This window comes from Sulfurisphaera javensis, assembly GCF_041154675.1.
Classification (GTDB): Archaea; Thermoproteota; Thermoprotei_A; order Sulfolobales; family Sulfolobaceae; genus Sulfurisphaera; species Sulfurisphaera javensis.
In genome coordinates, this window is the sequence record NZ_AP031322.1 from 2,321,895 (window position 1) to 2,344,042 (window position 22,148).

General features: G+C 30.4%; 23 protein-coding genes. 16 read left to right on the top strand and 7 right to left on the bottom strand.

Annotation, left to right across the window (positions count from 1 at the left end):
• The first annotated feature begins 95 nt into the window (after positions 1–95).
• From ACAM25_RS12865 to ACAM25_RS12880, 4 genes are all read left to right on the top strand, one after another.
• On the top strand, positions 96–1,589 hold the full coding sequence (locus ACAM25_RS12865; protein ID WP_369610103.1) for a cytochrome ubiquinol oxidase subunit I: 1,494 nt from the start codon (positions 96–98) through the stop codon (positions 1,587–1,589).
• 33 nt (positions 1,590–1,622) lie between these two features.
• Positions 1,623–2,708 (top strand): hypothetical protein, encoded by a 1,086-nt coding sequence (locus ACAM25_RS12870; RefSeq protein WP_369610104.1) that lies wholly within the window; start codon positions 1,623–1,625, stop codon positions 2,706–2,708.
• Between the two features lie 561 nt (positions 2,709–3,269).
• Positions 3,270–3,806, top strand: a complete 537-nt coding sequence (locus ACAM25_RS12875) for a hypothetical protein (protein ID WP_369610105.1) — start codon at positions 3,270–3,272, stop codon at positions 3,804–3,806.
• 118 nt (positions 3,807–3,924) lie between these two features.
• Complete coding sequence (locus tag ACAM25_RS12880) at positions 3,925–4,617, top strand: SRPBCC family protein (RefSeq protein ID WP_369610106.1); 693 nt, start codon at positions 3,925–3,927, stop codon at positions 4,615–4,617.
• A 1-nt stretch (position 4,618) separates the two neighbouring features.
• Here the strand turns inward: ACAM25_RS12880 and ACAM25_RS12885 are convergent, their stop codons facing one another.
• From ACAM25_RS12885 to ACAM25_RS12900, 4 genes are all read right to left on the bottom strand, one after another.
• The gene (locus ACAM25_RS12885; RefSeq protein WP_369610107.1) at positions 4,619–4,939 is read right to left on the bottom strand and encodes a hypothetical protein; all 321 of its coding nucleotides are present in this window, start codon (positions 4,937–4,939) and stop codon (positions 4,619–4,621) included.
• Positions 4,936–5,298 (bottom strand): hypothetical protein, encoded by a 363-nt coding sequence (locus ACAM25_RS12890; RefSeq protein WP_369610108.1) that lies wholly within the window; start codon positions 5,296–5,298, stop codon positions 4,936–4,938. Before ACAM25_RS12890 ends, ACAM25_RS12885 begins: the two co-directional genes overlap by 4 nt.
• Entirely contained in the window at positions 5,299–6,000 is a 702-nt protein-coding gene (locus tag ACAM25_RS12895; RefSeq protein WP_369610109.1) for a succinate dehydrogenase/fumarate reductase iron-sulfur subunit, read from the bottom strand.
• A gap of 92 nt (positions 6,001–6,092) precedes the next feature.
• Complete coding sequence (locus ACAM25_RS12900; protein ID WP_369610110.1) at positions 6,093–6,773, bottom strand: class I SAM-dependent methyltransferase; 681 nt, start codon at positions 6,771–6,773, stop codon at positions 6,093–6,095.
• A gap of 243 nt (positions 6,774–7,016) precedes the next feature.
• Here ACAM25_RS12900 and ACAM25_RS12905 point away from each other — a divergent pair, with 243 nt between their 5' ends.
• Complete coding sequence (locus ACAM25_RS12905) at positions 7,017–7,769, top strand: DUF364 domain-containing protein (RefSeq protein WP_369610111.1); 753 nt, start codon at positions 7,017–7,019, stop codon at positions 7,767–7,769.
• Here the strand turns inward: ACAM25_RS12905 and ACAM25_RS12910 are convergent.
• A complete protein-coding gene (locus ACAM25_RS12910; RefSeq protein WP_369610112.1) occupies positions 7,762–8,700 on the bottom strand; it encodes an NAD-dependent epimerase/dehydratase family protein in 939 nt (312 codons plus the stop codon). The two genes, ACAM25_RS12905 and ACAM25_RS12910, sit on opposite strands and share 8 nt — an antisense overlap.
• A 146-nt stretch (positions 8,701–8,846) precedes the next feature.
• On the opposite strand from ACAM25_RS12910, the gene ACAM25_RS12915 reads away from it, so the two are divergent.
• Positions 8,847–9,122, top strand: a complete 276-nt coding sequence (locus ACAM25_RS12915) for a hypothetical protein (protein ID WP_369610113.1) — start codon at positions 8,847–8,849, stop codon at positions 9,120–9,122.
• Here ACAM25_RS12915 and ACAM25_RS12920 read toward each other — a convergent pair.
• Positions 9,113–10,075, bottom strand: coding sequence for a glycosyltransferase family 2 protein (locus ACAM25_RS12920; RefSeq protein ID WP_369610114.1), 963 nt, complete (start codon positions 10,073–10,075; stop codon positions 9,113–9,115). The genes ACAM25_RS12915 and ACAM25_RS12920 overlap by 10 nt on opposite strands.
• A 380-nt stretch (positions 10,076–10,455) precedes the next feature.
• Here ACAM25_RS12920 and ACAM25_RS12925 point away from each other — a divergent pair, with 380 nt between their 5' ends.
• The 7 genes from ACAM25_RS12925 (at position 10,456) to ACAM25_RS12955 (ending at position 17,960) form a co-directional block, all read left to right on the top strand.
• Positions 10,456–10,923, top strand: coding sequence for a hypothetical protein (locus ACAM25_RS12925; protein WP_369610115.1), 468 nt, complete (start codon positions 10,456–10,458; stop codon positions 10,921–10,923).
• Positions 10,920–11,555 (top strand): SAM-dependent methyltransferase, encoded by a 636-nt coding sequence (locus ACAM25_RS12930; RefSeq protein ID WP_369610116.1) that lies wholly within the window; start codon positions 10,920–10,922, stop codon positions 11,553–11,555. The genes ACAM25_RS12925 and ACAM25_RS12930 overlap by 4 nt, the downstream gene beginning before the upstream one ends.
• 350 nt (positions 11,556–11,905) lie before the next feature.
• Entirely contained in the window at positions 11,906–12,916 is a 1,011-nt protein-coding gene (locus ACAM25_RS12935; protein WP_369610117.1) for a molybdopterin-binding protein, read from the top strand.
• A 98-nt stretch (positions 12,917–13,014) separates the two neighbouring features.
• Positions 13,015–13,929, top strand: a complete 915-nt coding sequence (locus ACAM25_RS12940; RefSeq protein ID WP_369610118.1) for a radical SAM protein — start codon at positions 13,015–13,017, stop codon at positions 13,927–13,929.
• Positions 13,919–14,794 carry an aminotransferase class I/II-fold pyridoxal phosphate-dependent enzyme gene (locus ACAM25_RS12945; protein WP_369610119.1) on the top strand — a complete coding sequence of 292 codons (876 nt, stop codon included), beginning with the start codon at positions 13,919–13,921 and terminating at the stop codon, positions 14,792–14,794. The genes ACAM25_RS12940 and ACAM25_RS12945 overlap by 11 nt, the downstream gene beginning before the upstream one ends.
• 542 nt (positions 14,795–15,336) lie before the next feature.
• The gene (locus tag ACAM25_RS12950) at positions 15,337–16,308 is read left to right on the top strand and encodes a hypothetical protein (RefSeq protein ID WP_369610120.1); all 972 of its coding nucleotides are present in this window, start codon (positions 15,337–15,339) and stop codon (positions 16,306–16,308) included.
• Between the two features lie 578 nt (positions 16,309–16,886).
• Positions 16,887–17,960, top strand: coding sequence for a HoxN/HupN/NixA family nickel/cobalt transporter (locus tag ACAM25_RS12955; RefSeq protein ID WP_369611691.1), 1,074 nt, complete (start codon positions 16,887–16,889; stop codon positions 17,958–17,960).
• Positions 17,961–18,022: 62 nt separating this feature from the next.
• Here the strand turns inward: ACAM25_RS12955 and ACAM25_RS12960 are convergent, their stop codons facing one another.
• Positions 18,023–18,562 (bottom strand): tetratricopeptide repeat protein, encoded by a 540-nt coding sequence (locus ACAM25_RS12960; protein WP_369610121.1) that lies wholly within the window; start codon positions 18,560–18,562, stop codon positions 18,023–18,025.
• Between the two features lie 123 nt (positions 18,563–18,685).
• On the opposite strand from ACAM25_RS12960, the gene ACAM25_RS12965 reads away from it, so the two are divergent.
• The 3 genes from ACAM25_RS12965 to ACAM25_RS12975 are packed head-to-tail and all read left to right on the top strand — an operon-like array spanning position 18,686 to position 22,138.
• Positions 18,686–19,948: a hyaluronate lyase gene (locus ACAM25_RS12965; protein ID WP_369610122.1), complete on the top strand. Its 1,263-nt coding sequence runs from the start codon at positions 18,686–18,688 to the stop codon at positions 19,946–19,948.
• A 5-nt stretch (positions 19,949–19,953) separates the two neighbouring features.
• Positions 19,954–20,772: a hypothetical protein gene (locus ACAM25_RS12970; RefSeq protein WP_369610123.1), complete on the top strand. Its 819-nt coding sequence runs from the start codon at positions 19,954–19,956 to the stop codon at positions 20,770–20,772.
• Between the two features lies 1 nt (position 20,773).
• Positions 20,774–22,138: a (Fe-S)-binding protein gene (locus ACAM25_RS12975; protein WP_369610124.1), complete on the top strand. Its 1,365-nt coding sequence runs from the start codon at positions 20,774–20,776 to the stop codon at positions 22,136–22,138.
• The last annotated feature ends 10 nt before the right edge of the window (positions 22,139–22,148 follow it).

Here is a 22,148-nt window from a genome sequence, read left to right on the forward strand (position 1 = left end):
ATGATAAATATGATACTTTTGGTTGAAAAGTCTCACGTAACCTTATCTAAATCTTTTTATATTTACTAAATTATAATGGCAAATAGTGAAAGTATATGACTCTCGAAATATTTGATAGAACTTTAGCAGCATATACTATGGGAGTTCATGTGCTTTTCACATATTGGGCAATAGGTCTACCGTTATTTATAGTAGCGGCTGAGTATTTAGGTTATAGAAAAAATGATCCATACTACTTAGCAATAGCAAGAAGATGGAGTGTTGTAATGGCTGTCTTATTTGCTATAGGTTCAGCTGCAGGTGCTGCAATAGCTGTGGAATTCATTACAGTATGGTATAAGTGGATGTATATGGTTAATCAAATAGACATACTACCATTTGATATTGAAGTTCTTGCGTTCTTTAGTGAAGTAATATTCTTAGCTTTATACTTATATGGCTGGGATAAGATGAGTAGAGGAGCACATATGATAATGGGACTTCTAGTCTCCTTAGGTTCTACAGCTTCTGCAATACTTATAATTTTGGTTAACTCATGGATGAACACTCCAACTGGATTTAATATTCAAGCTTATGTTCAGTCTGGACAATTGACTAATGTAGACCCATTAGCTGCATCAGCACCACCTGCAGCAGTAGCAGAAGTTCCTATGGGAGTTGCCGGTGCATGGTTTGTTGCATTTGGTTCAATTTTAGGTTATTTTGCTTTCAGAAAATTAACATTAAAGAATATGACCAAAGATCAAATTGAATACTATAATAGAGGTTTCAAATTAGCCTCTTACTTATGGGCTGGTGATGCAATATTTTTAGCATGGGCTGGTGATAACGCTGGTAAAATATTGTATCATTATCAACCGCTAAAGCTAGCAACATTAGAAGGATTAATGCACACTTATACCTCTGGAGCTCCAATGGGAGTTGGACCAATCAAAATCCCTGGATTATTAAGCTTATTAGTCTCTTGGCCACCTAATCCTAATACTCCTGTTTTAGGATATTCAAGTTTCGTTCAATCAGTTTGGGATCCTATATGGTGGTTATCTCATGCAGCTTACGATGTTCACGCAACATTAGGAATTTTGGGTGCTATAGCAGCTTGGATATTAGCTTATAGTGTATGGAGACAACCAAAATGGCTAAGCTTCATAGGTTTAGATAAACCTTTAGAGACTAAATGGGTACAAGCAGCATCTTTCTTACTTGGTTGGTTACAATTAATAGCTTGGGAAAGTGGTTGGGTTGCTGCTGAAACAGGAAGACAACCATTTGTTATATGGGGACCTATGGTACAAACTTCTAGTGGACTATATACTATAGAAGCTGTAATGACAACAGCTTCAGCATACAATAATAGCCCCGATGTTCTACCAATAGGAATAGCAATAATGGCAATATTAGCAATAGCTGTTGGTGGTGCAATTTATATGTTAAAGAGACTATTTAGTGGTAGGGAAATTTCTGTAGATGTTGCTTCATCTCATACATTCCTAAGTTCTGGGACTTTCAGCATGGCAACATCTGATGTTTCATCTAGTGGCAAAATCACTCACCAAGATTCTAGTCAAGACAAAAAGGTGATTAAATGATTTTTTTATATATTTAAAAAAGAGGTGAGTTAAATGGATATGTATACCTTATTCTTCTTCATACCTTTAGTCTGGTTTACAACTATGTTTATGATAGAAGCAGGATCAGTAGTAATGATTCCCTTATGCCGTTATGAAAACTATAGGCAAGAGATGTTGTCAGTTACTGGAGCAATGTGGGCTATAATTGCTACTTCGTTAGTTTATCTTGTAGTCTCATTAGATACTATCTATGCACCAATCATGGTAGCTACTGGACAAGCCCTATATGGTTTATTGCTTTCGTTAATAATATTGTTAGCTTTACATCATTTCTTAATAGGAACTGCAGAAGGTGCTGGAAGTTTAGGAGAACATGATAGGGAGAAATTATATTTAACAATTGCAGTACCAATAGTATTACTTGTTGCACTATTTGGAGTTACATTATTTACTTCAGTATTTAGCGGGTATGGAATAGGGTTAAGTATACCTCTAACTACACTAGCCACAGTATTAGAGAAGAATGAACTAACAGCAGTTTTACATCAAAACCCATGGATTGGAGTATTCTATCCAAACTATGTTCAAATGTTCTTTAATCCCTTCAACTGGGTATTCTTTATAGGAGTAGTGTTTTACGTAGTTTATTTCACAGTAGCATTCTATGGAATCAGAGAGAGATTTTTAGTTGGCGCTTTAGCATTAACTTTAGCTCATGCATTATTCCTAGCATCAACCTACGTATGGTTGCCTACTGTATTTAACAGTGCAATAGGTAATGCTGGTTTCTGGTTATTCTTTATATTAACTTATGTTTGGCTATATTTAGCTACATTCAAAAACATACCATTTAGACAAATGTGGACTGTTTTACTAACATTTACTGGTGGGATGATGTTCGGTGCCTTTACAGGAGGATACATTCTTGTTGACACAACTGGCCCTACTTTAAAGGCTTTAGGTTTACCTGGTGTACCAGCTGTATTATTAGAGACAAATCCTGTTACTCTGGCTGCTGGTGCTGTAGTTTTAGGCATGGCTGGGATTTTAGTAATGGGTGGAGTTACTGCTGTATCTTATAAAATACTTTATAAAAGAGCTGTTTCTGCTCAAAAGCAAAAAGTAGTAGCCAAATAATCGGTTAAGACAGCTATAAAAGTAAATTTATTTTTTTAACTGAATCTTTAATGATAATTATAAATTCATTACAAATGAATTAAGGTTGAAGTCCGTAGATTTATTCACAAAATTTGATATATAATAAAAAATAAATTCCAAAAGATGATAAAGGTAAATTTTCCTGCTTTTTGAAGTATTTTAAAACTAAATTTAATGTTTCTAGTTTAGCATAAAGAGTAGTATAAGCTTTTCATAATAATTGCAATATCAGTTACATTTACTTAGTAATTTAGGAAATCATGATTTAACGTACTCGTTGTATTTTCACTGAAAAACACTATATCAATTTACTAAATCCAGAGGACTTATTTTCTTTGTACTTCACTTTAAAAAATTTATAAATAATAGTAATTGAAGAGAAATTTTATAGATTATAGTTAATTGCCTTTTCGTAGTAATTTATACTTAAGGAAAAAAATTAGGATTAAAATGCGTGAAACTGAGAATAATTATGTACTTCCAGTGCTTGTAGGGGCATTAGTATATAATGCTTTAATTTCTGAATAGAAATATTTATATTTGGATATATTAATAGTATATGTCATGAAAAATATTACTAGGATAGTTTTAAGGACATTGATTTCGATAACTGGTTTACTTTTAATATATTCTGGTTTTTCTTTAATATTTTCTAGTAGTATGGAAATAAAAGAGATGATGATGATAGCTAAAGTTAAACCTTTAATTCCGTTACCCTTTGTATTTATGGAACTAGCTTTTTTATATAATGGAATTTTAGAATTCTTAATAGGACTCTATCCTTTTATTGCTGAATATTTAAAGAAGAAAAATGTAATTACTATTATATTAAGGCTTTTATCGATTTTTTTCGCAATAGTTATGATAAATCCTATGATTCTTGAAATTCATTTTATCGTAGTAGGAAAAGTAAATTTCATGGCCCTAGCAACTGCACCCGGTTTGTTCTTCCCTGGTGGGTTATTTGTTCACGTTTTTATCGAACACTGGTTTGGCGGAATTTTAGGGTTTTCAATAGGAGTATATCCTAAGGTATTCTCTTCATTAAGCAAAGTAGTGAGAAAACTAAAAACTTGATAAGTCCATTATAAAATTAGTGTTTTATTATTTTTTACAAGTAAAAAAGTAATTTTTCAATGTGTTATGAAATGTGATAGTTAAGTTTATAACAGAAAAAGTAAATAATATATTTGTAATGATAGAAGTAGAATCGAAATTCAAAATTAATAAACCTATAGATGTTGTTGTCAAATATTTTTCAGAGCCCAAGAATATACTAAAGTTTGTCCCTTATTTTGATGAACTCTACCAAATCGATGAATCTACTTATAGATTTAAATTAAAGTGGTTAATGACTCTAAATTTAATTGCGAAAAAAGTATGTCGTAAAATGGAAAAAGGCTACGAGATTATTTATGAAATTAATAAAGAGAGTAAACCCCGCTTTCATTCTCAGTTGTATAATTTCATTGCACCTATAAATGAAGGAAGCGAGATTTTAATTAAATATATTTATGAAGGGCCATTTGAATCTTATGTAAAGCGTGAGGCTTCTATATTTATGAAGAAATTCGAAGAAAGGGCATTTGAAGAAATAAGCAGTTTTGAGAGAACCTTAACTAATATTCCTATAGAGATAACGGTTAATAAACCAACACTTAATGGTTATATCATCCTAAAAGAAGGTGTTATAAGTAAAAATGAAGAAATAAATATTCTTTTAGATTTTGCTGAAGTTGAGAGTATAAATGGAATTACTGAATTAATTCTAAGTGATAGTAAAAATATTGTAAAAATTAAATTCGAAAACGGAACAGTAAAAGAAACTTATGGTGATATAGATAAGCTAACAGGTAATATAAACTACATGATAAAAAAGAAGAAATAGCTTATGATAATAAAGCAAAATATACAAGTGGAACTAAAGTTAGCCATAGCAGTATAATTACAGCCTTTCCTATTTTCTTTTTATAGAAATTATAAAAAGTTCTTCTTATTCCTAGTGTACCGTGTGAATAGGCAAAGAATAATAATAGTAGTAGGCTGATCTTATAGTATATATTCTTTAATTCTAATGATATTGTTGACGAAGAAGTCCTAGTAACAAAAGACATTGTATTAGCAAATAGCATAAATAAATGAACTGATAGAAATACAGCTGCCAGTATGCCAAATACATAGAAAATTAATCTTATTTTACTCTCTTTCATTTATAAATCACCACGAATGAGACTATTGCTGATATCAATAGAAGTATCATTAAAATTATTTTATACACCTTGTGAGGCTTATAGTTTAACCATGTATTTTCTTGATGATTTTTAGGTATTAGGAATCCTGTTTCAATCAGTAAGATCCTAATTCCATTGACGATATGAAACGTTAGAATTATTCCAAAAATAGCAAGTAAGGGCATAAGAAAAGAATCATTAATTTCTAGCCCTTTTGATAGTTCATACACATATATTACATGAAATATTAAATAACCAAATATAATCCATCCAGTAATCATTTGTAATAATGCTAAATATCTCTCTATATTCCAATTAAATTCTAACCACTCTTTCACTTATATCACCATCGATTTTAATCTTTGTATAGCTAAGGAAGGATCAATATTTCTTGGACATACAACAGAACAACTGCCAGCAACTCTGCAGCTCCATATTCCGTCTAAATTATCTACTATTTCTAATCTTTTTTTAGTTTGAGTATCTCTAGGATCAGCTATAAATCTATAAGCTTTTGCTAATGCTGCTGGGCCTAAGAAGTTTCTATTCTCTTTAGTTACTGGACAAGCTGAGTAACATAGTCCGCACCATATGCATTGTGCAAAAGCCCAAAGCTCTTTCTGATCTTCTGGCTTCAATCTATGCTCAAAATTTCCTTTTAATACTTCTTCATGTGGTCTTAGTCTAGGATCAATTTTTTCCATTTTATCGTAAAAATCATCCATACTGACTACTAGATCTTTAAGTACCTTCATATCAAGTGGTTCTATTATTATTTCTCCGTCTTTATTTACTGTGTTCCATATATTAGTTTTGCAAGCTAAGCTAGGTTTCCCCTGAATTTTCATACCACAACTTCCGCAAACTCCCATATGGCAAGAAGCCCTAAAAGTGAGAGTTGGATCTAACTTTTGCTTAATATAAACTAATGCTTGGACCACAGTAGTATATTTATCAACTTCTATTTCATATTCTTGCCACCAACTCTTTCCATTAAGATATCTTTTTATACGAAACCTTACCTTTTTCAAATTGCTCATAATATTCTTATACTCAATATCTATCTTAAAAACATTATTGTAATAAATATGGTTAAAATGATTTTTGGAAAAATATGTTGAAATCTTAGAAATTAGTTACTCTTTTTAATACCTACAAATAAATATATCGAACCTAGGGCTTTTTCTTTAAAGATTTTTATATCAGTATAAGTTCCAAATATCCGTTTTAGTTCTTTATTAGATGGAACCTTTGTATATATATAATAAATATATTTGTAATGATTAGGATCACCATGAGCTAATATAACTAAGTATTGGAGTAAGCATTTTAGGTATATTTTCACTAAGTTGCTAAATAATATATTATTAGATCTTCCAATTGCTGTAATTCCAAGAGCTTTTTTTGTAACTCTGTAAATTTCTTTAATAGTTTGATTCATATCATCTGATGCATGTATCGCATAACTACTAATAACAGCATCAAAGGCATTTTCTCTAAAAGGTAAATTATTAAAAGATGCAATTATCTTATCTCCTTCTACAATGGAATTAGATAACATATTTTCAGCGTAGTCAAGTAATACAAAATTAGCATTCTTATAGAATATTTTTGCAATCTTTGATAATTCGCCTTTTCCACTTCCTATATCTAGTATAAATTTTGGTTCCTTGCAGTATTTTGATAGTTCTTTTATAAGTTGATAGCGCCATTTAGTATCTTGTGAAAAAGTTATTACTGAATTAACCTTATCATATGAGGTAACTAACTTATTATAAACATCTCTGAGTTCTTCATTAGTCCCTTTTTTCATACTTGCTTATATATTAAATTGCTATCTTTATGATTTATGCTGTAAATAATTTTTCACAGATTGTGATATATGCAAATTATATTTTAAATAGTACTATCTGTTTTGCAATGAAGACAATTCAATATGTTAATAGAGCAAAGGTCTTACTGAAGAGCTAAGAACATTAGTGCCGACTAAGTAGTCTTATATATTACTATATCGATATATTTTTTAGGAGTCATATTTTAGTTAGGTGAAGAATGTATGATCCCAGAATATTTGGTTTCATATGCTAAGGATCACGATGAAAAAATAAAAGACGTATATATAGGTACTACATGGACATGTGTACTTTCTAAGTACTGTGGTACTGCCTCTACGGATCCAGGTTCAAACCACGTCAGCGTGAGAGGATTCGGGCATTTACATGAGAAATACGTTTCAGAGTTGAGCGAATATTTACTTTCCTTTAATTTATTAGAATCTAGTGTGGGATTAGCAGCGATAAATTCAGTAATAACTCCAAGTTATAACAGTAATTATAATGGGTTAGACTTAGCTTTAGAGTTAGGAAAAAACAAAAGAATTGTAATGGTAGGATATTATGGGAATTATCCTAATTTAGAAGGTTTTAAGAAGATTGCAAAGGAGTTTATAATTTTAGAATTAAATCCATTTTTGATAGACGTGTCTAGAGGAATATTCCCTTCAACAGCAGCAGAACATTATATACCAAAGGCTGATATAGTAATAATAACTGGGATGACGATAATAAATAAATCAATTGATAGATTAATTGAATTAGCAAAAAAAGAAGGAGACGCAATTACGTTTATTGTAGGTCCTAGTACTCCAATGTTGAAAGATCTATTAGATTTTGGTATTGATGTGTTGGCTGGTTTAATGGTCGTTAATGAAAAAGGATTTATAAAAAAGATAACTCAAGGATGCGGAATAATTAGCCCAGAAAAACTAGAGCATGATGTGAAATATATTACGTTAAGTAGATTTATGTAGATAGTAGCATACCTTTTTTTCTAAGATTATCTAGAAATAAAGCATTTTCAATAACTTCTGTCTCATCAAAATCAATATCTTTAATTAACTCTTTTATTTTTGAGCAATCGTATTGCGTTCCTACGTACTTTAGTGCACATTTTAGGCTTGAAGGAATAAATTCAGTAGGGAGCTTCAGTTTTATAGTTTTTTCTCTTCCTAATCCCTTAGCCATTAATTCAAATAGCTTCTCTAATTCAATAAGTTTACATTCATGGGCGTACATATATAACCCTTTAGGTTTAGCCTCAGCTAGAGTTTTAACCAGAATAGCAATATGTTTAGCACTAATAGTAGAAAAAGAGATATTAAATGAAGGAATAATACCAAGTCTAGCTAACCAATACATTAATACAAAATGTACATGGGCTCCATATTTTCCATAAATAAAAGTTGGTCTTATAATTGCTAGAGGAAAATCATTTTCTTTTGCTTTTGCATAAACAATTTTCTCTCCTTCACATTTTGTTTCCTCGTATGGTAAATTAGGAGATACTCCTTCACAATGTTTTTCTTCTTCTTTAACATATCCTGTTAATCCAGTTGCAGAGGCTGCGCTAATATGTATTAACATAGGTTTAGCTTGCAATTCAGATATTATTTCTGATATTTTCTTTGGGATTTCCACGTGAGCAATCTTTAGTTCCCTTTCATTTTCTCCTATTACACCTATAGTATTAACTATTATATCAGAAGAGGCAATTAAATTCCTTAATTCGTCTATGTTATTTAAAGGATCTAGTCTAACTAATCTAGCCTTCAAAATTTCAGCGTAAATACTTTTAACCCTTTCAAGGTTTCTATATGTAACGGTAACTTCTTCACCTTGATTTGTTAAATACTCAGCAATATGAGTAGCCAGAAATCCCAAACCTAAAATTAAATATCTCATAATAGTTATTCTCACATTATATATTTATAATTATTATTATAGTAAACTCTCTGCAATCTATATCAAAAAGTACAAGGGTTTTATTATTTCAAATACGGAACGAAAAGTTTAAATAGTATCGATATCAAAATAGATATTGAGAAAAGATGTTTGGAAAATTAATGTGGATTGGCGGATACCAAATACTAGAAAGTCTTAAAAACGGTCCACTAAGAATATCAGAGCTTAAAAATAAAGTTCCCTTATATGGTAGTGCATTCGATATAGTGCTAAGTCAACTAATGATAATAGGATTAGTAAAGAAATATGAGAGAGACGGAGAAGAATATGTAGAATTAACTGACTTAGGAAAAAGCTATCCTTACGCTTATTATGGTCCAGCTTACCACCACGGTCCATGGCATCACCATGGTTATTGGTAATTAAGTAATTTATTTCTTTTTTTAAATTCTTTTTTAATATATAATTTTTTTATGAAGCTTGGAGCTAATGAAATAAAATAATACCATGCTAATTCTCTTTTGAATTTAATATTTTGATTATATTTTTTATTAAAGGAAAATATATTATAAAGCAAAATGTATCTTGATATTTCTTCCTCAATAATGTTCTCAAGATTTCCATTTAACATATCTTTTATAACTCTCATATCATCTAATACTTTTAAAAGCAAACGGGAAAAAGATTCTCTATATTCTTTTATATCGGATAGTTTACCAGAGCTTGTCTGTGAAGTATGAATCCTATAGTAGGTTAATCTTTCTGGATCTAAAATAATTTTTCCATTATAAGTAAAAGAAGAATAAAACAAAAATGAATCTATTAATACTTTAATCTTACTTAAATAACTTAGATTTCGCTCTAGGATTTTTCTATTTACACATATCGAACTAGAATTAAAATTTGCATTTAATTTTAAAACTTTTTTAACGTTTATTTTCGCCGAATCCTCAATTATTAGGGGATAGTTTATCTTACGCAATGTTGCATAAGGTGGAATTTTGAGATAATCTGCTTTTATTTCAATCTCTTTTCCTTTCTCATTTATAGGGAGCAAATTGTTATGATAATATGAGCATTCTGGGCTGCAAAGAGATAAAACTCTCTCTAGTTTATTTTCCTCGAATATATCATCATCATCTAAAAAGCAAACAATATTTCCTTTAGCTTCCTGGAATCCTGCGTAAATTTTTTCTCCAATTTCTTCTTTATCATTATAAATATTTATTACATCAGAAGAGTCTAGTTTGAAATTTGAAATTAGAATAATTTCAAATTTTTCTTTGTTTAGTGTCTGTCTGAACAAAGAATTTAATGCGTCATTAATAAATTTTTTTCTATTATGCGCTGTTACAATGACTGATATAAAACCCATGATTAAAATATTACAAATTATCTTATATCTCTTGCAGAGTCTTTTTCGTTAAGAATACAACGGGTTTATTATATTTACTTTTATTCGTCATTAAGCAAATATTTATGCTGAAATTATGATGAAAGACGCTATACAATTTTCCCTTTAAACGACTGTGTCTAACAATTTTATTATTACAATAAAAAGTTGAAAACTTGTATTCTCTATGTAAAACGTTAAACAGTAAAAATTAGATTATAAAAATAGAAAAAATTTAGCAATAATAGTTTATCTTAGCTTGTTTATTTAATAATTTTTAAAAAACAAAATTATAAGACACACTCTCTGAAATATGACTAAATTTATATATTTCTTAACATACATATTTTACTAGTGAGAGATTGAAAAAGTGGATAAGAATATTTTTATTCGCAGAAGGTACATTATTATTATATTCCTTTTTTGTAGGATATATGTTTCACTTCCCGTTTTTGATAAAGCTAAAAGCTCCACTAATGGGTATTACATTATTTGGAATAATGGGTCTTTTTATGTATATTATTGCATTCAAACCCGATCTAGTATACAATAAAATCATAAGAATAATTGGGTTCTTAGGTGCAATTCTTCTTTTAGTTCAAATTATTTATGCTAATATAGTTTTTAATCATACACTATTTAGTATATCAGACTTGTGGGGAGCTTCATTACTTTCTGGAGCTGGAATACCTGGTTTAGCATTTACTGGAGGACTTTTTATACATATTTACTTTGAACATTATGTTGCAAGCTTAATAGGATTTATTGTTGCAATAAAGCCTAAACTTATACATAAAATCAAACAGTTAGTGGGAGTTGAAAGTAAATGAGGAAAATTTACGTTCTAGGTCTTTCACCCTCACCAAATTTGTTAACTAAGGAAGCATTAGAGGTCTTGCAAAAAGCCCCCGTTGTTTTTACATATGCTAACGATTTTCCGTTCAATTTAGATGAATTACTAAAAGGTAAAAAAGTCGTAAAACTTACTCCAGCTTTTACTGATTCATCAAATAGAGACGAAATTATCCAAAGAAATATTGATCTCATAAACTCTTGTAAGGAAGAATGGGGTGTCTTCTTAGAAATAGGTGATTCAGCCGTCAGAAATCCCTTGTTCTATCACATTCTTGGTAACAAAAAAATTGTTGAAATAGAACTTATCCCTGGTGTATCTTCAGTTACTGCTGTTTTAGCCAGATTAGGGTTGAACGTAAGACATTTCTGTGTAGTTGGATCAGAAGAATTTGATTTAATTCAAAAATTAGTAAATATTTGTGACACTTTCGTAATACTTAATATTCAACCAAAGAACACTAAGGTTTTTGAGTTTCTTAAATCAAATGGATATGATATAACTTTTGTTAAAAACTGTTGTAACCCTGATGAAGAGATATCAAAGGAATATAAAGGCGACACATATTGGATAATCGCCGTGGCTATTTTAAGGAAGGAAAAATTATAATGTCCTTGATATCTTTTTAAGTAAGTTTTGAATTTTAATTCTATGTAAACAAGTCTATTCCCAGAAAACTTTATGTAATATAAACGTTCTAATTCATTTCCTAAAAGGTACAAAATTAGTAAAAAAAGACCGATAAAATATGATGAATTAAAAATTAAACTTAGCATAATATGATGAAATTTTTACATAGAAATTATCTTTGGAATAAGACAGTCTTCTTAATGATACTATATAAATATGGTCTATTTTATTCCTAAATTATGAAAAATTTTCTAGAAAAAATTTATTATATATCACGTATATTACTTTAGCTGTCAATCTTTATATATTGCTTCTTCAATATATTTCTTATGCGATATATTTCAACAAAAGAAGCTGTTGGCAAAAAATTGGGTTATGACACAACTTTAGTAACGCCCGATGGTGCAACTACTCTTTTACCTAGGGGACATATAATAACTCAAGAAGATATCCCTAAGTTATTGAATTCAGGAGTATATTACGTTTGGATAGACGAGGGTGAAAAGGAAGAGGACTTAATGTATGAATGGGAAATAACTCCTTATATAGCTTCTAAGATATGTGGCGATAATATTGAGATCGTTCAAGGTAAGCAAGGAATTACTATGTTATACTCTAAGCTTCCTGGAGTCCTTTCGCTTGATGTTGAAAGCATTATTAATTTTAATTTAAATCAAAAGGTTTATCTTATTACTAAGAACAAATTTGACGCTTTTGGAAGGAATGAACTAGTGGGTAGTGTAGAAGTAATTCCGTTTTCAATGCATAAGAATGATGTTGAAAGTATTATTCCCAGTAAAAAGTTAATAGATATAATTCCATTTAAATATAGAAAAGTTGGAGTTGTAATTACTGGGACTGAGATTTATGAGGGAAGGAAGAAGGATGCTTATTTACCAGTAATTCAAGATAAGGCTAAAAAATACGAGTGGGAGGTTATTAATAGTGAGATAGTTCCAGACGATGAGGAAATGATAAGCAAAGCAATATTGAGAGCAAGAGATAATGGGGCTGAAGGAATTATTGTTACAGGTGGTACATCAGTTGATCCCACTGATAGAACTTTCCTAGCAATAAAGAAAGTTGCAAAGATTATTGCATATGGAATACCAATGAAACCAACTACAATGAGTATTATTGCTTTAATGGGAAATATACCAGTTTTTGGCGTCTCTGCTGGGGGGATTTATTATAAGGATTATAATTCTATAGATAAGGTTTTCACAAGACTAATGGCTGGCATAATTCCTTCTCCTAGGGATATAGCTGAAATCGGGATTGGAGGAATTTCATGGAATTTCAACCCTAAAATGAAACTTCAAACAGTAGAAAATGAATAGACTATTAACATTTTATAATAAAAAGAATGTTATTTTATTTTATTTTTACTCGATATTTAGAAAATACTTTTTAATTTGTGATTTAATAAATTACATTTATGTTTAAGTATGTTTTTGGACCAGTTCCCTCCAGAAGATTAGGCAGATCATTAGGAGTAAATGTAGTACCCTTAAAGTATTGTAATTGGAATTGTGTTTATTGTCAACTTGGAAGAACAAATCATTTTATAAATACTGAAATAGATTTCTTTGATTATCAAGAAATAGAAGAAGAAATTAAACAAGCTGTAAAAACTTTCGACTATGATTATTTAACATTTATTGGAGATGGAGAACCAACTTTATATAAAAATTTAGATAAATTGTTGGAATTCAGCAAAGAAATTCAATCAAAAAAGATTTCTGTATTTACTAATGGTGGAAGACTAAAACTTCAACATGTAAGGAATTATATGAAATTAGCTGACGTAGTAAAGGTTAGCATAGATGCTGGTGATGAAAAAACATTTAGAATAGTTGATAGACCTCACTACACTATCACATTTAAAGATTTAATAGATGGAATTAAAAAGTTTAGAGAAGAATATACTGGAGAAATATGGGCCGAAGTAATGCTAGTCAAAAATATTAATGATAGTGATAATGAACTTAATAATATTGGCAAGGCATTAGAGTATATTTCTCCAGATAAGGTACATATAATGGTTCCGACAAGACCACCAGCAGAAAAATGGGTAATGTCTCCTAGTTCTGAAAGAATAATGAAGGCTGCAGAGATTATTTCAAATTATATTGATAAAAATAAAGTCTATATCATAGACTATATCGAAAGAGGAGAATTTTATGTTGATAAAGATGCACCATTAGAAGGAATAATAAATGTTTTAAAAATACAACCTTTAACAGAAGAGGAAGTTATTGAAATTAGCAAGAAGTACAATATCGATATTAACGTAATAAAAGAACATGCTAAGGAAGTAACCTTTAATGGGGTAAAATATTATGTGTATTGATTTAAGGAGAGGCTTTCCAGATCCTAAGATATTTCCCAGTGAAGAAATTAAAGAAATACTAAAGGAAATCGATTATAACATAATAAATACAGAAGGTAAAATAGATGGAATTGATGAAGCTATACATTATATGCTTAAGATAAGAGGAGTAGATTTTGAGTTTTACTTAGCTACTTCCGCTATGGAGGTTATAAATAATATCATAACTCATGCTAAATCTGTAGGTTGCGAAGAGCCTACTCATGACTCAATAATTCAAAATCAGAAAGTAATACCGCATGAAGGATTAGTTGCTGAAGGAAAAATAGAGTTAAATGAGGAGTATTTTTATTTTTCAATAGTAAATAATCCTACTGGTAAAGTAGCTAAGAGAAAAGAAATAGAAAAATTAATTGAAGAAGCGAAAGATAAGGGAACAAAAATTATACTTGACGATGTATATGGTTATTTTTCTGATTCTAACGCATTCATTGATGATAACGTAATTTACGTTAGTAGTTTCAGCAGAATATTAGGTAGTGGAATAAGAATAGCTTTTACAAATATGAAAACTAACTCAAAACCTTCTTCGCTTTCCCAATATCTAGTTAAAAGACTTTATGAAATGGGTACTCTTAAAAAAGTTATAGATATGGAGAAAGAAATATATTCGTCTAGGCTTAATGGAATATCTAAATATTTCGAAAAATATCTTTATAAAAAGCCAGAAGGAGGAGTATCCATCCTACTATCTTTACCTCCAGAGAAGTTTAATGCAAAGGTAATTGATGGATCTATATATTTTAGAAGAAAAATAAAAGGACTTACTAGATTAACAATAAGTAGATATGATATAAAGGACATCATTAAAATTGTAAAGGTATAAAATGGAAATACAATCTTAATATAAAATTTTTGGTTTATATTAATATTTGTGATATAACTTCTATGAAATATTGATTTTTATAAACTTATTATGAGTATGCCTATATTATCGTCATTAAGGTATAAGTTATTTCTAAACTTCTTTAAAGATTTTAATATTATTCGATATAAATCTTTAGAAAGAGATTATAGATACCTTTATTTTGTCTATTTGACGACATTATACAGTCTTGTGACGCTAAATAATTTTAGGTGAAAAATTCTAGTACGCTTCAAAAAAATTATAATAATATATGAAAAGAAAAGTTGAATGAAGGCTTTGAGGCTATTATTTAATTTCTACTTTGATATAACAAAATCTAGTTTTTCGAGTGAATATATGAAGTACTTTGTTTTTATTTCAATATTTAATAATATCTTATATAAATCTTGGTTTTTACGAATTATTCTAATTCATTTACTTATTGGAATTTTATTGTATTTATTTTTTATTAAACTTTGATAGGAAAAAGTTTAAATATTAGGGTTTCCCAAATTATACTTATGACTTTTTTATTTAATTGGTTAATTATTAATCTTTGGAATCCACAAGACGTGGATGTAATTAGTGCTTTAGTTATAGCATATTTACTGGGAATTTTGCATGGAGTTACACCAGATGAACATACATGGCCAATAACTTTCTCTTATTCTGTAGGTACTTTTAGTGCTAAAGGTGGTGCTAAAACTGGGCTAATTTTCTCGTCTGGTTTTACTCTACAAAGATCAATACTTTCTGAATTAGCATATTTAGCCTTAGCTGGAATTTTTATGACTACTACAGCATTTGGAGTAACGTATATTTTTGTTGGGTTAGCAATGACTTTGGCTGGAATTTACATAGCTAAAAAAGGAGGATATTTCCATTGGCATTATTTAGAGAAGAAATTAGGAGAAATTAGTGGTATACATGAGAAAGGTAGTGAATTACAAAAACTTGAGTTAGAACATAAGATAAACCCAGCTTATGTTAATGAGAAAGATATAACAAAACCAGTCCCAGTTAAGTTAGCTTTCATTCACGGTTTTATTGCAGGATTCGGATTTGGAGCATTTGCATTAATAGTTTATACTGTCCTAGCACCAGTTATGCCTAATGCTTATTTAGGCTGGTTACCCGGGGCATTATTTGGTTTAGGAACTTTAACTGCACAAGTAATGTTTGGTACATTATTCGGAACTTGGTTAAGTAGGATGAAAAACTTAACAATGGAAGGAATAGCTATTGTAGGTAAAACTATAACTAAGACTGTTCTTGAATATGGAGGGTTAGCATTTATAATTGGTGGTATTGCAATCCTATTGTACCCGCCATTATTAACTTATAACATTGTAACTCCAATATATGTGCATAATCTTCACACACTTGGTATTGGATTCTTTTTAGTCATATTGACTGTAGTAATTTTTGGAATATATGGTTATAAACAAGGTGTAAAATTAGCTATAAAGTTAGGATATACAACTAAACGTTAAAGCAAATTACGAACTCATTTTCTTTTAAGTTTTCACTTATGAATACAAATAAAGATTCCATAGGATCTTTATTCTTAAAGATTATATCAATATAATCCTTATTTTTAGAAGATAATATGAATACAAGGACTTTCGTATTTAGATACGACATTAATCTTATTGGGTTTACAGTTTCAAAATTTAGTTGAAGACACTTGTTGCAATCAAGCTTTTTTATAATATCATTAAGCCCTTGTTCACTAATGGTTGTAATCATGATCTCACTATATATAATTATTGCTTTTGTATAATATAAACATTAATCTTGAGTTTTCCATATGATTATGGATAAATTATTCTTAATGAATTTAAATAATTATAACTAGTTTTCCTTATATTTAATATAAGCTCCTAGTTTATGTCATTGTTCAGCTTTGATTAGTTTTTATATAGCTTAATGAAGGCAATTAGCACTATTTTATATCTCTTAATTTATAATAAATCAGTCTTGTAAAAATATAACTATAATTGGTAAGAATAGTATACCTTGTTAGTAGTAAAGTTTTTAAATTATAATGATAAAAGTATTAATGATGAGTATGAATAAGATTAATATTCCGTTAAGAGTGTTAGTTTTATTTTACGTTTTTGAAGGAGTGATAACTTCACTTCTTTTTCTATGGTTAATAAATACCTCAAATATTGTTGGCAATATTAATGTTAAGGCTAGTCATGTTACTGGTACTTTTTTTACTCTGGGTATTTTGGCTTATTTATTTGGATTGCGCCATGCCCTAGATGCTGATCACTTAGCTGCTATAGATAACTCTACTAGAAAATTGGTTCAAGAGAGCAAACCATCATATTTTACTGGACTATTCTTCTCTTTAGGTCATTCTACTGTTGTTATTTTGCTTTCTGTAGCTTTAATTATAGCTACTAGATATGTTGCATCTAATATCCCTACTCTAGAGAATTTGGGTAGTATTATTGGTACTCTCGTTAGCGGTGGTTTTCTTTATATTATAGGTTTATTAAATCTTTTAGTTCTTTTCGAAATTTACGATATATATAAGATGGCATCGAGGGAGAAAAACATTGATGAAAATAAACTTAATGATGTTTTATTAAAGAGGGGTTTTATGAATAGATACTTTAGAGGTTTGTTTAAAATTGTTAATAATCAATATTATATGTATCCTATTGGTTTTCTCTTTGGCTTAGGATTTGATACTGCATCAGAGACGGCATTGTTAGCCATTTCTGCGGCTGCTGCTGGAATATTTCTTAAAATTCCGATTTATAGTCTTTTAGTATTTCCATTTTTATTCACGGCTGGTATGAGTTTAATTGATACAACTGATGGTTTCTTTATGAATGGTGCTTATGGTTGGGCATTCTTAGGACATCCGATAAGGAAAGTTTGGTATAACTTAACTATGACATCAATATCAATAATTGTTGCATATGTGGTTGGCACATTTGAATTACTTGGCTTAGTCCAATCAGAGTTTAATCTATCCGGACCTTTCTGGGATTGGATAGCATTAATCAACGGTGATACATGGTGGGGGAATATAGGAATAATAATAGTAATAACGTTTGCAATAACTTGGATAATTTCATATACATTATATAAAATCAAAGTAGAGAAACAAATTATAAATAAGTGATATGCTACCGGTTATCAAAAATTTTTAAAATCATTGTAATAAATAAGTTTTTCAATATATATTTAAGTTTTCCTTTTGTCTATTTCTTTAATTATATTTTTTCGTAGTATATATAGTCTACTAGACTGATAAATTGTTAGTATTTTGTCTATTTCTTTTATTGCTTCCTCATATTTCCCTAATTCTAATAAATCAAGTATTTTAGCCTCAAAAATCCATTCATTAAATCTCTTTGAAAGCGCATCATTATAGACTTTTATTGCTTCCTCATATTTCCCTAACTCCTCTAATATGTTCCCCTCTAGGAAATAATAGGTTTCTGCATTTTGATAATCAATAATTCTTGCTTTTTGCAATGTTTTTATTGCTTCCTCTTCCCTTCTAAGTTTTACTAAACTTAACGCTTTCTTATAGTAAAAATCTGGTACATGAGGGTCTAATTTTATTGCTATTTCATATTCCTCTAACGCTTTTTCATACATTTCGTTATTAAAATAAATCTCTCCAAGCATGAAATGGGGCCAAGGATCCTTAGGATCCTTTGCCATTAACTCTTTCAGTTCTTTTATCCTTACCTCTCCTAGTGCTGAATCTATCCTCATAGATAAAATTACTACATTGGACTATTTAACCTTATTATTAACCGAGTTTAACATAATTCTCATAATATGTTTAATCTCAGACTTATAAACAAATCAATACAATATTAACTTAGTGGATTTGTTATGTCATTTAAGATATCTAGGAGAGACTTTCTAAAACTAGCAATGACAGCAACAATGCTATCCGCTCCAGAATGGGATAAAGCGATTTCCAAAGCAATGGACCTAGTAAAAAATGGTGATGTTAATATTGTATGGTTTGAAGCTCAGGCATGCGAAGGAAACACAACTGCTATAATACAAGCTACTGATCCTACAGTTACACAAGTTCTGTTCGGTGCAAGTCCATTAGTAGGTCCAGGAAGTGTAAAAGTATCTTTCTGGCCAGCTCTAATGCCTCAGCAAGGTGAACAAGCGGTCGATGTGCTTAATGATATAATTGCCGGAAAATATAATCCATATGTTTTAGTATTAGAGGGAAGTTTCCCAGATGAAAATACAGCACAACAATATAATCCTAACAACCCAGGGTATTGGGGCATGTTAGGTCCTAAAACGTTAAATGAATGGGTTGCAGAGCTATTACCTAATGCTGTAGCTGTACTGGCTGTAGGTAATTGTGCTTCTTATGGTGGCTTAATAGCAGATAAAGTATATCAACCTCCGCCTAAGTTTATAACTCCTAACTGGTCCCCGTCACCCACTGGAGCTATAGGATTTTTTGATGATCCATTAAGAGGCTATAAGGGGTTATTAAGTAGGTTCTATGAGGATAATTATCTTAATGCTAGGGAAGGAGCAGCTCCATTCTATACATTTGTGAAAAATCCAAATTCGTATTTGGATATAACACCTTCGCCCAGTGCCTCAGTAAAACCAGCTATAGCTGTTCCAGGTTGTCCAGCAAATGGAAACGGAATTATGAGGACATTAGCTAATTTAGTTTTATGGGCAGAAGGATTAGCACCTTTACCAGAATTAGATCAATATTGGAGACCTTTATACTTCTTCCAAAATACAGTTCATGAGCAATGTCCTAGAGCAGCTTGGTATGCTGCAGGTGAGTTTAGAACTCAACCTGGAGAACCCACTGCCGCATGCTTATTTGAAGTAGGCTGTAAAGGTCCAGTTTCTAATTGTCCATGGAATAAATATGGATGGGTAGGAGGTATAGGTGGTCCTACAAGGACTGGAGCTGTATGCATTGGCTGTACTATGCCAGGCTTCTCAGATCTGTATGAGCCATTTTATAAACCTTTGCAAGTTCCTATACCTTCTTCAACTTTAACTACAGCTGGATTAATTGGTGCTGGTATAGTAATTGGTGCTGCTGCAGCTTATGCTGAAAAGAGACTTGTAAAACCAAAAACTGAAGTTAAAAAGTGATACTTATGGTAGCATTTCCATATTATCCTATTGGTAATTCATTATACAATGTAGCATTAAGTCTCTTCATACCCACAATATTCTTTTTCTTTGCAGGTGCTACATATAGAATAGGAAGATATTTGATAACATATCATTCGCCATTAGATGTAAATCCTTCTATGCCGTTAAGAGGTAAGGTAAGTGGAGGAGAAAAAATAAAAGATTTAGTAAATACAGTAGCTAATTCAAGCAAAGTAGGCGCTAAAAGAAAGCCTATTACAACTATAGTAGGTTTATTAATGCATTTAACTTTAATATTAATTATTTTTCTATTAGCGCAACATATGATATTTTGGGCATACTATATTCCTCCTTATAGTGCTTTATTTCCACTTGCTATACCAGAGAGTGCTGAAGACGGATTATTAGCATTAACCATGCCAGGTCATCCAACAACTACAATGGCTTACACATTTGTTAATGATATATGGGGTCCTTTAACAGTAATTCTGAACGGTCAAATTCTCACTTATTTATTAATGGTGTTCTTAGCAATTTATTTAGCCCATAAATTCTATGCTTTAGCTGAAAGGTTAGTTATTAGAGCTGGTGATTGGTGGTTCTTCTTACTTTTGTTTATCGATGTAGTCCTAGGATTTTTAGCATCCTCTCATATACCCAATAATGTAACTTGGTATGATAACTTACTTGGTGCACATATATTAGTAGCTGAGATAATCATAGCAACATTACCATTTACAAGAGGTTTTCATATGTTTGAATTCTGGTTTGGAAAAGTAAGAGAATGGTACTTTATGACATTTAGGAGGGGGGCAAAGTAAAATGTCAACCACAATAACTCAACAAATAGATTTGGAAAAATTAAAACAAGCAATAGATGAAGTAGTATATACACAAATAGATTCTACGATACTTTATTATGTTCAATCCTGCGTAAACTGTAAAGCTTGTGAAGCTGGATGTCCATTTAGTGCAGATGGATTAGAATACTCTCCAGTAAATAAGGCTGAAATAACAAGGCAATTAGTTAGAGCAAGATTTACTGTTTGGGGAATGACTATAGGAAGAGTTATTGGTGGAGCTAAAAAGTACCTTAAATTGGATGAGGCACAAACATTAGCAGATTATGTATGGCACTGTACTGATTGTGGATCATGTATGTTTGTATGTCCAATGGCTATTGATAGTGGAGCTTTAATCGAACTAATGAAGCAGATATCATTTAAAGCTGGTATAATTCCAAAAGTTTATAAAGAATTAGAGGATTTAGAAGTGAGTGAAAAGTATTGGGATATAAAAGAAATTCAGGATATTTGGAATGGCTTAATAAACAAAATAGGAGAAACTATAGGTAAATCGGTTCAGTTAGATAAAAAGAATTCGGAAATATTACTCTATTCCAGTCTTTATGAAGCTTTAGTATATCCAGATGTTATCATAAAAACCGCTAAAATTCTAGATATGCTAGGAAAAGACTGGACTTTTATGTCAAAACCATTAGGGATTAGACCACCTATTGGGATAGTAATAGGAGATAGCGAGGGTAGTGTGGAAGTAATGAAAAGAATTTACGAATATTTTAAAGAAATAAATCCAAAATATGTAATAATGACCTCAGGAGGATATGATTATCCTACATTAAGATATAGAATGCATGAAATACTTAAAGTTAAGCCAAATTATGAGGTAGCTCATATAACTGAAGCATTAGCTAAGTGGTATGAGGAAGGAGAGTTTGAGATAGAACAGTTAGATGAAGTCATAACATGGCATGATCCTTGTCAGCTAAGTAAAAGAGGTGGAGTTATTGAGCCACCAAGAGTTTTACTAAAAGCTTTATCTAAGAAATTCAAAGAATTACCTAATCATGGAGTTAACACATTATGCTGTAGTGGTGGTGGCGGAAGTTGTAGTCTACCATCAACTATTGAAAATTTAGCAAAAATGATTGGTTACACATTAGATGAATCTGACAAGAAGTTTCTTGAAGATAGAGTAAAATCCCTGAAAAACGCTGGAAAGAAAAAAATAGAAGAAATAAACAAAATCAAGCCACAAAAAGTACTAACTGGATGTCCAGTTTGCAAAGAAAGTATTGGATTCTCAATAGATTATTATAAAGCAGATTCTAAGGTATACCATATTGTAGAAATATTAGCTGACAGAATAAAGGTGAAAGGTAAATGAATAATTTTTT